This is a genomic window from Acetobacterium sp., assembly GCF_039830195.1.
GTDB lineage: Bacteria > Bacillota > Clostridia > Eubacteriales > Eubacteriaceae > Acetobacterium.
On sequence record NZ_JBDODG010000030.1, the window covers coordinates 1 to 13,159 of the forward strand.

General features: G+C 45.5%; 13 protein-coding genes. 7 read left to right on the forward strand and 6 right to left on the reverse strand.

All coding sequences use genetic code 11. The features are described from left to right. Positions 1 to 117: 117 nt before the first annotated feature. The gene (locus ABGU93_RS08645; protein ID WP_347413065.1) at positions 118 to 1,263 is read right to left on the reverse strand and encodes a transglutaminase domain-containing protein; all 1,146 of its coding nucleotides are present in this window, start codon (positions 1,261 to 1,263) and stop codon (positions 118 to 120) included. A gap of 177 nt (positions 1,264 to 1,440) precedes the next feature. On the opposite strand from ABGU93_RS08645, the gene ABGU93_RS08650 reads away from it, so the two are divergent. The 3 genes from ABGU93_RS08650 (at position 1,441) to trmB (ending at position 4,841) form a co-directional block, all read left to right on the forward strand. Beyond that, the gene (locus ABGU93_RS08650) at positions 1,441 to 2,355 is read left to right on the forward strand and encodes a radical SAM protein (RefSeq protein WP_347413066.1); all 915 of its coding nucleotides are present in this window, start codon (positions 1,441 to 1,443) and stop codon (positions 2,353 to 2,355) included. Positions 2,356 to 2,664: 309 nt separating this feature from the next. Next, complete coding sequence (gene abc-f, locus ABGU93_RS08655) at positions 2,665 to 4,143, forward strand: ribosomal protection-like ABC-F family protein (RefSeq protein WP_347413067.1); 1,479 nt, start codon at positions 2,665 to 2,667, stop codon at positions 4,141 to 4,143. Between the two features lie 29 nt (positions 4,144 to 4,172). Further along, the gene (gene trmB / locus ABGU93_RS08660) at positions 4,173 to 4,841 is read left to right on the forward strand and encodes a tRNA (guanosine(46)-N7)-methyltransferase TrmB (RefSeq protein WP_347413068.1); all 669 of its coding nucleotides are present in this window, start codon (positions 4,173 to 4,175) and stop codon (positions 4,839 to 4,841) included. Here trmB and tsaA read toward each other — a convergent pair. Both tsaA and ABGU93_RS08670 read right to left on the reverse strand, forming a co-directional pair. After that, positions 4,838 to 5,314 carry a tRNA (N6-threonylcarbamoyladenosine(37)-N6)-methyltransferase TrmO gene (gene tsaA, locus ABGU93_RS08665; RefSeq protein WP_347413069.1) on the reverse strand — a complete coding sequence of 159 codons (477 nt, stop codon included), beginning with the start codon at positions 5,312 to 5,314 and terminating at the stop codon, positions 4,838 to 4,840. The genes trmB and tsaA overlap by 4 nt on opposite strands. Before the next feature lie 237 nt (positions 5,315 to 5,551). Further along, positions 5,552 to 5,860 carry a pyridoxamine 5'-phosphate oxidase family protein gene (locus ABGU93_RS08670; protein ID WP_347413070.1) on the reverse strand — a complete coding sequence of 103 codons (309 nt, stop codon included), beginning with the start codon at positions 5,858 to 5,860 and terminating at the stop codon, positions 5,552 to 5,554. A gap of 137 nt (positions 5,861 to 5,997) precedes the next feature. Here ABGU93_RS08670 and ABGU93_RS08675 point away from each other — a divergent pair, with 137 nt between their 5' ends. Then, positions 5,998 to 6,354, forward strand: a complete 357-nt coding sequence (locus ABGU93_RS08675; RefSeq protein WP_347413071.1) for a helix-turn-helix domain-containing protein — start codon at positions 5,998 to 6,000, stop codon at positions 6,352 to 6,354. 29 nt (positions 6,355 to 6,383) lie between these two features. Here the strand turns inward: ABGU93_RS08675 and ABGU93_RS08680 are convergent, their stop codons facing one another. The 3 genes from ABGU93_RS08680 to ABGU93_RS08690 are packed head-to-tail and all read right to left on the reverse strand — an operon-like array spanning position 6,384 to position 8,310. Next, positions 6,384 to 7,217: a MerR family transcriptional regulator gene (locus ABGU93_RS08680; RefSeq protein ID WP_347413072.1), complete on the reverse strand. Its 834-nt coding sequence runs from the start codon at positions 7,215 to 7,217 to the stop codon at positions 6,384 to 6,386. Between the two features lie 38 nt (positions 7,218 to 7,255). After that, positions 7,256 to 7,591 carry an AzlD domain-containing protein gene (locus tag ABGU93_RS08685; RefSeq protein WP_347413073.1) on the reverse strand — a complete coding sequence of 112 codons (336 nt, stop codon included), beginning with the start codon at positions 7,589 to 7,591 and terminating at the stop codon, positions 7,256 to 7,258. After that, entirely contained in the window at positions 7,588 to 8,310 is a 723-nt protein-coding gene (locus ABGU93_RS08690; protein ID WP_347413074.1) for an AzlC family ABC transporter permease, read from the reverse strand. The genes ABGU93_RS08685 and ABGU93_RS08690 overlap by 4 nt, the downstream gene beginning before the upstream one ends. A 202-nt stretch (positions 8,311 to 8,512) precedes the next feature. Between ABGU93_RS08690 and ABGU93_RS08695 the strand changes: the two genes are divergently transcribed. From ABGU93_RS08695 to ABGU93_RS08705, 3 genes are read left to right on the forward strand one after another with little or no spacing between them, the layout of a single operon-like run. Continuing rightward, the gene (locus ABGU93_RS08695; protein WP_347413075.1) at positions 8,513 to 9,040 is read left to right on the forward strand and encodes a MarR family winged helix-turn-helix transcriptional regulator; all 528 of its coding nucleotides are present in this window, start codon (positions 8,513 to 8,515) and stop codon (positions 9,038 to 9,040) included. Further along, a complete protein-coding gene (locus ABGU93_RS08700) occupies positions 9,037 to 11,271 on the forward strand; it encodes an ABC transporter ATP-binding protein (protein WP_347413076.1) in 2,235 nt (744 codons plus the stop codon). The genes ABGU93_RS08695 and ABGU93_RS08700 overlap by 4 nt, the downstream gene beginning before the upstream one ends. Next, positions 11,268 to 13,151, forward strand: coding sequence for an ABC transporter ATP-binding protein (locus ABGU93_RS08705; protein WP_347413077.1), 1,884 nt, complete (start codon positions 11,268 to 11,270; stop codon positions 13,149 to 13,151). The genes ABGU93_RS08700 and ABGU93_RS08705 overlap by 4 nt, the downstream gene beginning before the upstream one ends. Positions 13,152 to 13,159: the final 8 nt, after the last annotated feature.

Below are 13,159 nucleotides of genomic sequence, written 5' to 3' on the forward strand. Positions count from 1 at the left end.
CCCGTGCTCGGGACTTTCACCCGTTAGATTGCGCCCATGCCGGGCGCACATAAAACAGAATCCCCATTCTGATCTTTCAGAATGGGGATTCTTGGCATTCAACTTCTTATTTTTATTCTAATATAGCTCAATCGTATTCGACAAATTGTCCTCACTGGAAAACCAGTAATAAGATCCCAGCACATCATCCATCAGATCTTCGGCAACGTCGATGGTATTGGCATCGGTTATGGCATAATGAAAATACTTTTCTCCGGTATTCAGGGCTACTTCCAGATCGCCGACAAAGCGGTTTTCCTCACTTTTTTTGTTAAGGTCATAGAGCTTATTCTCTTTGACAAAATAATTGGCTGCCGTAGCGGTAAACTCCGGGTAGGCAATCAGGGTCTGATCGGGCTGGTGTGATTTAAGCAGCTCCGCCGTGGTGACACAGAAATAGTCATAGAAGATGCTCTTTTCCGGCTCGCTGTTATCTTCGATGTTAAATTCTCCCCACGTGGCATCCAGATAATAATAATCCCCATCAACCCGGACAATATTCCAGGCATGGGCGCCCTGACCGATGGCCTCGCCTGCCACATAGGAACACTCAATCCCGGTCCGTTTCAGCAGATATTGAATGGCCTTGGAATAACCGGCACAGACCGAGCCTTTTTTCCCGAAGACACTGTAAATGTTCTGATCATCCTGAAGATCTTCCTGATAGACAGTGTTTTTAATTACATATTCGTAGGCATATCTGACTTTGTCATAGTCGCTCATTCCCTTTGATATACCTTTACTGTATTCCTGAAAAGCCGCTTCAATTTCGGCCTGTCGGCGATCTTTTTCGGCTTCGTCATAGGGATACTCAACCATTACCTTGCTGACTTTCTGATCCCCTTCGTCAAAATAATAAGAAAATTCGCCGGCCCAGAATATTTCCGGATAGTCGTAATCAATGGCCGCCAGGACCCGCTCGATTTCTTCAGTGTTGACCCCACTGACCTTTACCTCGGCATCAAAATCCGTCAGCATTCCAACCACCCTGGCATAGGCCTGCTTTTCATTATCCTCAAGAAAGGCATAACCATCAAAAGCCTGCTGCTGACTTGCCGCAATTTCTTCATTCTGCTGAGCTTCGGTATCATCAAAAAACGACTGGATATCCATGCTCCCGACCAGATCTTCCAGGGCCAAAAATGCCCCGGCTGCTACCAGTAGAATGATGAGCATTGAAATAATGATGACTGCGACTACTTTTCTTCCGTTATGATTGCTCACGTCTGTTGTCCCCCTTGTGTGGTCTCTTTTATATTATTACCCTTTATTATAAACATCCGTATTTTTTGTCCAGAGATTTTGCGAAACAGTAAATAATTTTACCACAAATTCTTGTGGCACCCTAAACTTTTATGACATATACTTAAGTAATGATAAAGAAATCTTAAGGAGGCTGACATGCCTGAATATCTCCCAATCAACTGTACAACAGCCCTGCATGAATTGAAGCGAAAAATTCCCTATGGCTGGGATTTAAATATTTATCGAGGTTGCAGCCATGGCTGCCGTTACTGCTATGCCATGGGAACCCATGGTTTTACCGGCCTTGCTGATTTCACGACCCATATTTCAGTCAAGACCAATATTATCGAAATTCTGGAAAAACAGCTCTCCTCACCAAACTGGAAACGGGAAATTGTCAATATTGGCGGTGTCACGGACAGCTATCAGCCAGCGGAAGCCCAGTATCAGCTGATGCCGGAAATATTAAAGCTACTGATCAAATATAAGACGCCGGCGATTATCTCCACCAAGTCGGATCTGGTGCTCCGGGATTATGACCTGATTGACGAATTGTCCCGAATTACTTATATCAATGTGGCGGCCACGGTGACGACTTTAGATGAAGCGATACGAAAAAAAATCGAGCCCGGCGCCGTATCTGGCCAGGCCCGCTTTGCGATGCTTAAAGCTTTCAGAAAAACCAATGCCTCCATCGGTCACCATCTGATGCCGATTATTCCCACCCTGACCGATGACTCCGAAACCTTGACGGCCTTGTTCGCCGCCGGCTTGGATGCCGGTATCGATTATGTGCTGCCCGGCGCTCTATATCTGCGCGGAGCCACCAAACCAGCATTTTTTGACTTTATTAAAACCAGCTATCCCGAAAAATATGACACCCTCTGGAACCTGTACAAAAAAGGCGGTGCTCCCAAAGAATATAAGGACGAGCTCTACGGCAGACTCAATCCCCTGCGCCAGTCCTTTGGCCTGTCCAACAGCTACAGCAAGCCGATTAAGGAAAAGCTGAAGGTCTACGAGCCGTCAGAAGAACAGGTTTCGTTTATAAATCCTTCATTAAGCCCTTAAACTACGTTTTGGGATTGAATTCTTTTTAGAAAAATGTTAGACTGTAATAAAAATACGAAAAGGAGTAAAGAGGATGCGTAATTTATCTTGCTAACCAACAATTGGAAAGTGTTTTCAAAACCTGAGGTTAAACCTCTTGTTTTGGTGCGCTTAAGCAAGAAAATTACAAGAAAAGCACTGCCTCTTTAGCACCATCAACTCCTTTGTTATGGATTTTTTGGGCTGTCAATCATTGAGCCGCAGGATAATTTTCTTGCGGTTTTTTATTTGTCAATGCCTCTCATCAGGCTTGGCAACGGAGGTACAATGATGTCACAAATTTCCATATCACACTTAAGCTTTAACTACGAAAGCAGTTACGAAAATATTTTTGAAGATGTTTCCTTTACCATAGACACAAATTGGAAGCTGGGCTTTATCGGCCGAAATGGCCGCGGCAAAACGACCTTTCTAAAACTTCTGATGGGTCTTTATGACTATGCCGGCGTGATCGCCGCATCTGTCGATTTTGAGTATTTCCCCTTTGCGATTCAGGATCCTTCCCAACTAACCAGTGCCATTGTCAACGCCATTCATGATGACTATCCGCTGTGGGAATTGCAGCGGGAACTATCACTGCTGAACCTAGATCCCGAATTGCTGGAGCGGCCTTTTGAAACTCTGAGCCGGGGTGAGCAAACCAAGACATTGCTGGCGGCCTTGTTTTTAAAGCCCAATCAATTTTTGTTAATCGATGAGCCTACCAATCATCTGGATCTGGAAGGCCGTCTTGTTGTCAGCGAATATTTGAATAAAAAGCAGGGTTTTATCCTGGTTTCCCACGACCGCACCTTTCTGGATAACTGCGTGGATCACGTCTTGTCGATTAATAAAATGAACATTGAAATTCAGAAAGGCAACTATTCCACCTGGCTCTTTAACAAACAACGTCAGGATCAGTTTGAACTCAATCAAAATAAAAAACTAAAACAGGAAATCGTTCAATTGAAAACTGCCGCCAAGCGCACCGAAAATTGGTCTAATGCCATTGAGAAGTCTAAAAACGGCCAACGGGTTTCGGGTCTTCGTCCCGACCGCGGCCACATTGGCCATCAATCGGCCAAAATGATGAAACGATCCAAATCGCTGGAAAAACGCCAGCATAAAAGTATTGAGTCAAAAGAAAAACTGCTTAAGAACATTGACTGGGCCGACGCGCTCCAGATCCGACCCCGATCTTATCAAAAAGACCGGCTGATTTCGGCAAATAACCTGTCCCTTAGCTATGGTGATCGACCCATTCTTGAAGATTTAAGCTTTGAGATCAATCAGGGCGACCGCATTGCCATAGTCGGCCCGAACGGCTCTGGTAAATCCAGTCTGCTTAAACTGCTACTGGGCGAACCGATCAGCTTTACCGGCAGCCTGAACCTGGGAAGCAAGCTACTGCTTTCGCATATTCCTCAAGATACTCACTTACTGACCGGGGATCTCCGTGATTATTCCCGCTGCGAAGGGATTGACGAAAGTCTGTTTAAAACCATTTTGCGAAAGCTGGGATTCAACCGGGAACAGTTTGAAAAAAATCTGGGAAGCTTCAGCGAGGGACAAAAAAAGAAGGTCTATTTAGCCCGTAGTCTTTGTCAGTCGGCTCACTTATATTTGTGGGACGAACCGCTAAATTATATCGACGTGCTCTCGCGGGTGCAGATTGAAGAGCTTTTGCTACAGACCCCGCCAACCATGATTTTTGTGGAGCATGACCGGTCCTTCATTGACCATGTGGCGACAAAAATTATAAAACTTTAAAAAGAACGATTTTTAAAAGGAGTGATACCATGCATATACGACCAAAACCCTGGGCTCGCCCAGAACTGGAGGCCTGCGGATTTTTCCAGGCCGATCCCCGGGATCATCGCGGGCAATGGCAACCGTTATTTAAAAAAAAGCAGCCCCTTCATATTGAATTGGGCTGCGGTAAAGGAACCTTTATTGCGGCGTTGGGCAGCCGCCATCCAGAGATCAACTATCTGGCCATTGATCTGATTGATGCGGTGCTAGGTTTGACCAAGCGCAATATTGAAGCGGCCTATACTGACAAGAATCGAGCCATTGATAATGTCCAAATCATGTCCTGGGACATTGAACGCATTGACACCATCCTCTCCTCAGAGGATGGTGTCGAGCGGATTTACATTAATTTCTGTAATCCCTGGCCGCGCCGCCGCTACCAGAAAAAACGTCTGACTCATAGCAAACATCTGGAAAAATATAAGCAGCTCTTATCCGAAAACGGCGAAATCTATTTTAAGACCGACAATGATGACCTGTTTGCCGACTCTATTAAATATTTCGAGGAAACCGGTTTTGCCATCACAACCCTGATCCCCGATCTTCATGCTGCCGACTACCCGGGCAATATTGAAACCGAGCACGAAAAAATGTATGCCGAACAGGGGATTAAGATTAAATTTCTGATTGCCACCATTAATAAACAGAAGCTTTAAAAGTTAAACTCTTCTTCCCAATTAAAATTTCCAGACTCTTCAACACTTTTAGGCCAATGATCGCACCAGCTCGGCACTTGGGGATTTTCTACCCGATCCAGACTAGGAGTATAAGGTTTGATATCAAGCACCGGGGTGCCATCATTGGCATCAATGTAGGGAATCCTGATAAACCCTTTTTGATAGTCGATCTCCAGCACCGAAACCGGGGTAAAGGCAATGGGATTGGGCCGAAGCGGTGATCGGGTAGCAAATACCCCCATCACCTCCGGGGACTGCTTATAGGGCTGCGGCCCGGAAAGAACCTGACGGGCGTCTTCACTATCAAACTCACTGAACCACCAGAAAACATTGATGTGCGAGAATCCAGCCAGTCCTTGCAGCCCTTCACGATAGGCTTCTTCCAATTCAATAAAGATGTTCTCACCCTGAACATGAATTGTGCCAATTGGTTTTACGTAACCTTTTTCCATTTGCTTACCTCCATAATTTTATTATATCCTCATTCTAGACCCTGACACCATGTGAGAGTCAATAAAAATCATAATTTTATAATTGGAAGAAAGCACCTCTGCTAAACTTAATCAAAATCTCTTTCATCTTGAAAATTGCATTAACATATTAGTGCCCAATTAAAAACCACTGATTACAAGACTATCAAGGTCTCACATAATCAGTGGTTTTTTAATAACGGTTTTATTCTCATTGATTTAAATAAGGGCTTCTGCCTTTGTTGCCGTAAATACAAATTTCCTGTCAATAACTTTTGCACTGCCGGTAAAACGACAACCTTTGGCTCCACCCTCAAATTTTTGAGCTGCTAACAACATCGCACAGTCGTTTTTCTTGATATTTTCCTGCGTAACCTTCATTGCATAGACTCCGACCGAAACATTGTCCCCTTCAACTGTGCCACTACCAACAATAATTGGGTGTGGGCTACCATCGGGACACATTGTTACAATTGTCAGGAACGCCGAGTTTTCGATAACACTTTTCATTTCTTCATTAATAACCATTTTAATCCCTCCAAAGTTTACTATAGCAATTGACTCCGTAATTACTACCTGATACAATTATAGTACCAACTTAAATGCTTGTAAACTACGCAAAAAAATATGATCAAATACGAAAATAGAAAGTAGATAAGAAAAAAATGACTACCTCTGAAAACACAACTTCCTTATGTTCCGGGAACATCTGCCCATGCCAAGAAAAATGCCCACTTTCAGCTGCCCTTGAAATCATTGGCGGTAAATGGAAGATTCCCATCCTGTGTGCACTGTATAACGACGGGCCGACACGTTATAATGCGTTAAGAAAAAAAATTAAAGGCGTAACCAACACCATGCTCGCTTCCTCACTGAAGGAACTCGAAGCGGATGGTCTCATCCTCCGCACACAATACAACGAAATGCCCTTAAGAGTTGAGTATGAATTAACCAAAAACACGAATCGTCTTATTCCGATTTTGGGAAGTCTTTCTGCATGGGGCAAGGAAATAAAAAACTGATTAATAATCTAAAAACTATCCCCCCTGTTTCAATTTACTTTTTCCAATTCAATCTGAATTTCGGTCAGGTAATGAGCCGGGTTTTCCTCATTCCAGGGCCCCCGGTGACAGATCTGTCGGTTTTTTCCTTTCATTCTAAACCCACCATGCTCAGTCAGCCAATAGGCCAGTGAACGATAGACCCCGGCAATATTTTCGTAGGGACCATAAACCATCGTGCTGGCCATCATCGCCACCGGTTCTATTCTTCTAAAGCACAGCGGTTCGTCCGGATACACAGCTTTTGCGACTACTGCACAGACCTCTACATCCACATCGGCTTCCTTAAATTCTTTGTCGTGATAAACAGCAAAGCACTGGTCGGTTATTGGTAGCTCAATTTTACTTTTGTTTGTTAATTCTATTCGTTCGGTCAGCTCTTGCCAAAGCATTTCCTCACAAAAATAATTTGGTATCACGCGCCGCAGTGAAATAACCAGGTATGAAGGAATCTGCTTAATGATAAAGTTATAACGAATATCAATTTCATCTTTTTTGATGCTTTCCAAAGCTGTTTCTATTTTACTCAGCTTTTCCCGTTCTTGTTCAAACAATCGCCGTACTTCGATTTTTTTGTTCCTCAATTGATCAGCTATAAAATTCCCACTCCAATGATCCAGCGCAAGCCTGATCTCCGCAACCGTATAGCCGACATCTCTCAAAAAGATAATTTTTTGCAGCCGCGGAATTTGTTCCACCGAATAAAGGCGATAGCCACTAAACGGGTCCGTCTGAGCCGGTTTTAACAAGTTATTCTCATCATAATAACGGAGCATCCGAATCGAAACCTGGGTTAATTTGGAAAACTCACCGATTTTAAACATCACTACCTCTTTTCATCTGTCGCAGTTCTGGTTTTCAACTAGATAAAGACCATTTGGATCAGCACCATGTACAATAGCGTCCCGCCACCAATACTCAACAGATTGTTACGCTTCCAGATATGCAGCAGCGCCACAATGGCAACCGCAATAAACTCGGGAAAACCATGGGGTGCCACCATCAAATCGACTCCCTTTAAACAGTATACTACCAGAATGGCAATAACCGCCGGCGGCAACAAATCGCCCAGGGTTTTAACCAGGGCTGGCACTTCCTTACCTCCGCCAAAAAGGGCGAAGGGCAGAAAACGAGTCAGAAAGGTACAGGCTGCAACCACGAGAATTACGTAAAACGGAATGATAAATTCAGCACTCATTGACACACCTCCTGATTCTCCCCTTGTTTAATACTGTTCTTAAAGACCAGCAGCAAACACACCGAAGCGATCAGGGCTGGTAAAATAAAAGCACCGGCGCCAAATATGACCAGTGATGCCACCCCGCAAACCGTCCCCACCAGAGCCGGCAAATGGGATTGATAACTATACCACTGCTCAATGAAAATAACCACAAACAGGGCGGCCATGGCAAAATCGATACCGGTGGTATCAAAGCCGATGAAACTGCCGATAACTGCACCCAGGGTGCAGCCAATAATCCAGTAACTTTGATCCAGGGCTGCCACGGCAAAAAACACCTGTTTCTGATTGAGTTCTTTGGGGATATTCATCCCACACAGCAGCGAATAGGTCTCGTCGGTTAGCGAAAAAATCATATACCAGCCCCATTTTCCCATCGCTTTAAATTTCTCGATAAAGGATAGTCCGTAAAAGATATGACGGCTCTGCACCGACAGGGTCAGGACGATCATCGACAACAAGCCCATGCCGCCACCCAGCATCCCGATCAACACAAATTGCATCGAACCGGCGTATATAATCAGACTGATGAAAAATGCCCAAATAAAATTATAGCCCGCTTTTTCCAGTAGAATGCCAAAGGCCATCCCCATGAACACATAGCCGAAAAGAACCGGCAGGGTTTGCATAAATGCATATTTTAAGGTCTCTTTAAAGGCTTCTTTTTTCTTGGTCATACTCTAACTTTTGCTCCTTATGCTTAATTTTTCTTAAGTTACGAAAATATTATAGCATAAATCTTGATGGTAATGCTTTTCAAAATTATTTTGCCTTGCATAATTTCAAGCTTTGTTTATAATGGATTTACTTAAGTAAATTAACTATTATGATAATTAACTATTATCTCAGTTAATCATTAATCTGTGAAAGGAGCTCGAATTGAATTTTAATGGACATGAACTGTTTAAGGCTTTTCATCGCATCAAAAAATCAAGCATGGGGCGGATTCATAAAGAATTTATGCAAAACCTCAAACCCCATGAATTTTTTATGTTAAAAACCCTTAAAAAAATGTATGAACAAGAACAGCAAGAAGCCCAGACTAACAATCTCCCGCTGGCTCCCGGCGTGAAAATTTCTCAACTCAGCCGGGAAACCGCAATTTCCATGCCCGGTGTTTCTCAAACGATCTCAACTTTAGAAAAGCATGGCTATGTCGAACGGATTGCTTCCAGCAAGGATCGCCGCCTGGTTTACGTTAACCTCACCGAGACTGGTCGACAACTGGAAACCGATGTATCAAAGTCCTGCTTCCAAATCTATGACGAAGCGGCGACCCTTCTGGGTCAAGAAGATACCCAGGCCCTGGTCCGCTTATTAGACAAATTAGCCGGTGCCTTTGATCAGATTGATCGACAACAATGCGACCTGGAACAACCAGAAAAAGCAGAAAGGAAAACAACATGATCAAGCTTTCACGCTATTTAAAACCCTATCTCGGGGTCCTTTTCATCACCCTGGCGCTGCTATTCGTGCAGGCCATTTCCGACCTGAACCTGCCCAACTACATGTCTGACATTGTCAACGTGGGGATTCAGCAGAACGGGATCGAACACGCAACGCCGGAAGCCATCAGTGAAGACGGCTATACCCTGATGACGACCTTTATGAACTCCGCCGATCAACAAACCGTAACGGATAACTATCTGCTGATGAGTCCGGCCGACACTACTAATCCAGACTATCAAGCCACGCTGGAAAAATTCCCGGCACTGGAAACCGAGTCGATTTATGTCCTGACCGATGCCAGTACCGAAACCTTCGATACCCTGGATCCGATCTTCGGAGCGGCCACCTGGACATTTATCAATTATATGCGTTCTCTGGATACCGGCGCCACCGATGCCAGCGCTACCGAAAGCATGACCGATCTCGATTTTACCCAAATTTACGCGGCCCTGCCCATGCTCGCGCAGCTGCCCCCGACCACCTTTGACGAGGCCCGGGAGCAGGCCATCCAGACCCCGGAATCGATGCAGGCTCAGACTGCCGTCCAGTTCACCAAACAATTCTATACCGAACTGGGAGTTGACGTCGGCGCGATTCAAAATCTTTACATTTTGAAAATTGGCGCAATGATGCTACTGCTTTCGTTAATCGCTATTTTAGCTGCTATCGGGGTTGGCTTTTTTTCGGCCCGCATTGCTGCCGGGGTTTCCCAAAGTCTGCGTCGGGATGTTTTTCGCAAAGTACAATGCTTCTCCAATACCGAATTTGATAAGTTCTCAACCGCTTCACTGATTACCCGGAACACCAATGATATCACCCAAATCCAGACGATGCTGATTATGGGCATTCGGATTCTCATCTATTCTCCGATTCTGGCCATTGGCGGGATTATTATGGCGCTGCGACGGACTACCTCGATGGGTTGGATTATCGTCGTCGCGGTTATTGCGGTGATGCTGATTATTGGTGTCGTTTTTGCTGTTGCCATGCCCCGCTTTAAGCTGATCCAGAAACTGGTTGATAAACTGAACCTGGTCACCCGGGAAAGCCTGACTGGCTTGATGGTGGTCCGGGCTTTCGGGAACCAGAAATTTGAAGAAAATCGTTTTGATGCGGTCAATCAGGACACCACTGCCAATAATCTCTTTGTTAACCGGGTGATGGTCTTTATGATGCCAACCATGATGTTTATCATGAATGGCGTCACCCTCCTGGTTGTTTGGGTCGGGGCTCAGCAAATTGCCACTTCAGCCATGCAGGTTGGTGATATGATGGCCTTTATGCAATATGCCATGCAAATTATTTTCTCCTTCCTGATGATGTCGATGATGTTTATCATGATTCCCCGGGCCTCTGTTTCCGGTGATCGGATCCAGGAAGTGCTGGCGATTAAACCCAGCATTGTCGATCCCGTCGCACCAAAAAAATTGCCGATGAATGCCCAGACCACCCTGGCTTTTGACCACGTCTCCTTCCGTTATGAAGGAGCTGAGGAGGATGTCCTTCATGATATCAACTTCGTGGCCAATCCCGGCGAAACGACCGCTTTCATTGGCTCCACCGGTTCGGGTAAGTCAACTCTGATTAACCTGATTCCGCGGTTTTTTGATGTCACCTCCGGTACCGTTAAAATTGACGGCATTGACATCCGCGAGGTCACCCAGCACGATCTGCGCGAAAAAATTGGTTATATTCCTCAAAAAGGGGTGCTGTTTTCCGGCACCATCGCTTCTAATCTTAAATATGGCGATTCCCAGGCCAATGAAGCCGATCTGGCCATTGCCGCCCAAGTCGCTCAGGCTACTGACTTTATTGAAAGCAGTCAGGACGGTTTTGAACGGGAAATCGCCCAAGGCGGCAGCAATGTTTCCGGGGGGCAGAAACAACGTCTGTCAATTGCCCGGGCCCTGGTGCGAAAACCGGACATTTACATTTTTGATGACAGCTTTTCGGCATTGGATTACAAAACCGATGTGGCGCTGCGACGGGCGTTAAAAGAGTACACCGGCAATAGTACGGTGCTCATCGTCGCCCAGCGGATCAACACGATTATGCATGCTGAACAGATCATCGTTCTGGATCACGGCCGGGTGGTTGGCAAAGGAACCCACAATGAATTATTAAAAACCTGTGCCACCTACCAGGAAATTGCATCCTCACAATTATCAGAGGAGGAATTAAACATATGAGCGAACAAAATAATATCAAATCACCAAAACGCGGCAACATGGGCGGCGGCGGAATGGGCCGGGGCCCCGGGGGACCCGCCGGTATGATGCCCGGCGAAAAGCCCAAAGATTTCAAGGGCAGCCTTAAAAAACTGGCCCGTTATCTATCAGCCTATAAAATCAGTCTCTTTTTCGTGCTGATCTTTGCGGTTGCCTCCACCGTCTTTATGATTGTCGGTCCCAAAATCCTTGGTAATGCCACCACGGCCCTGTTTGAAGGGGTTATGAATATGATTGCCGATAATGGCAAAGGCATCGATTTTGACTATATCGGTCAGATCCTGCTCCTGCTCCTTGGCCTCTACGTCATCGCCGCGCTGTTTTCTTATATTCAAGGCTATATTATGACTGGTATTTCGATGAAGGTAACCTATCAACTGCGACGAAATATTTTTGCCAAAATCAATCGGCTGCCCTTTAAATATTTTGACAAAACCAGCTATGGCGAGGTTCTTTCCTTTCTGACCAATGATATTGAAACAGTCAATCAGACCCTGAACCAGAGCGTCACCCAGATTATCACCTCGGTGGCTACCCTGGTGGGTATTCTGATTATGATGTTTTCGATTAGTTGGCAAATGACGATTGTGGCGCTGTTGATTGTGCCCATCTCGTTTGTGATTGTGGTAAATATTGTTAAAAAGTCCCAGCCCCATTTTAGCGAACAGCAAACCTATCTGGGTCATATTAACGGCCATGTGGAAGAAATGTACAGCGGGCACAACGTGGTCAAGGCCTTCAACGGTGAAGCATCTTCTTTTGAAACCTTTGACCACTATAACACCACCCTTTACAGCTCAGCCTGGAAATCACAATTCCTGTCCGGACTGATGATGCCAATGATGAACTTTATTGGCAACCTTGGCTATGTAGCGGTTTGTATTCTCGGCGGTTATCTGGCCGTGAATGGTCGCTTAAGCGTTGGGGATATTCAGGCCTTTATCCAATATGTCCGCCAGTTTACCCAGCCGATTATGCAGATTGCCAACATCTCTAACATTCTGCAGCAAACCACAGCCGCCGCTGAACGGGTCTTCACCTTTCTCGATGAAGAGGAAGAGGTTTCCGAAAGCACCACCGCTTTTGATCTCACCAAGGTTTCTGGCAGTGTTGATTTTGACCACGTGAACTTTGGGTATAATCCTGACAAAACCGTTATTAAAGACTTTTCCGCCCACATCGAAGAAGGACAGAAAATTGCCATTGTTGGCCCCACCGGAGCCGGCAAAACCACCATCGTCAAGCTGTTGATGCGTTTTTATGACGTGGACTCCGGGGCGATCCTGGTGGATGGTCATAATATCAAGGATTTCAGCCGCGGCGATCTGCGCAGTCTCTTTGGAATGGTACTCCAGGATACCTGGCTATACAATGCCAGTATCCGCGACAATATCAAATATGGCCGTCTTGATGCTACTGATGCCGAGGTGGAAGCAGCGGCTGTCGCCGCCCAGGTGGACTATTTTGTCCACACCCTGCCGGATGGCTACAACATGTTCTTAAATGAAGAGGCCAGTAATGTGTCCCAGGGACAGAAACAGCTGCTGACCATTGCCCGGGCCATTTTGGCTGATCCTAAAATTCTGATTCTCGATGAAGCCACCAGCTCAGTGGATACCCGTACCGAGGTACTGATCCAGAAAGCCATGGACAACCTGATGGAAGGGCGAACCAGCTTTGTCATCGCCCACCGCTTATCCACCATTAAAAATGCCGACCTGATTCTGGTTATGAATGAAGGCGACATTGTCGAACAGGGCAATCATTTTGATCTGCTGGCTGCCAATGGTTTTTATGCCAAACTTTACAACTCGCAGTTTGAGAAAGCGGAGGAGCTGTAATACGAATT

Excerpts from the sequence above, each read along its gene's own strand:
- ABGU93_RS08685 (WP_347413073.1), bottom strand. The coding sequence starts at position 7,591 with ATGAGTGCTGAATTTATCATTCCGTTTTACGTAATTCTCGTGGTTGCA.
- ABGU93_RS08700 (WP_347413076.1), top strand. The coding sequence starts at position 9,037 with ATGATCAAGCTTTCACGCTATTTAAAACCCTATCTCGGGGTCCTTTTC.
- trmB (WP_347413068.1), top strand. The coding sequence starts at position 4,173 with ATGCATATACGACCAAAACCCTGGGCTCGCCCAGAACTGGAGGCCTGC.
- abc-f (WP_347413067.1), top strand. The coding sequence starts at position 2,665 with ATGTCACAAATTTCCATATCACACTTAAGCTTTAACTACGAAAGCAGT.
- ABGU93_RS08680 (WP_347413072.1), bottom strand. The coding sequence starts at position 7,217 with ATGTTTAAAATCGGTGAGTTTTCCAAATTAACCCAGGTTTCGATTCGG.
- tsaA (WP_347413069.1), bottom strand. The coding sequence starts at position 5,314 with ATGGAAAAAGGTTACGTAAAACCAATTGGCACAATTCATGTTCAGGGT.
- ABGU93_RS08650 (WP_347413066.1), top strand. The coding sequence starts at position 1,441 with ATGCCTGAATATCTCCCAATCAACTGTACAACAGCCCTGCATGAATTG.
- ABGU93_RS08690 (WP_347413074.1), bottom strand. The coding sequence starts at position 8,310 with ATGACCAAGAAAAAAGAAGCCTTTAAAGAGACCTTAAAATATGCATTT.
- ABGU93_RS08675 (WP_347413071.1), top strand. The coding sequence starts at position 5,998 with ATGACTACCTCTGAAAACACAACTTCCTTATGTTCCGGGAACATCTGC.
- ABGU93_RS08705 (WP_347413077.1), top strand. The coding sequence starts at position 11,268 with ATGAGCGAACAAAATAATATCAAATCACCAAAACGCGGCAACATGGGC.
- ABGU93_RS08670 (WP_347413070.1), bottom strand. The coding sequence starts at position 5,860 with ATGGTTATTAATGAAGAAATGAAAAGTGTTATCGAAAACTCGGCGTTC.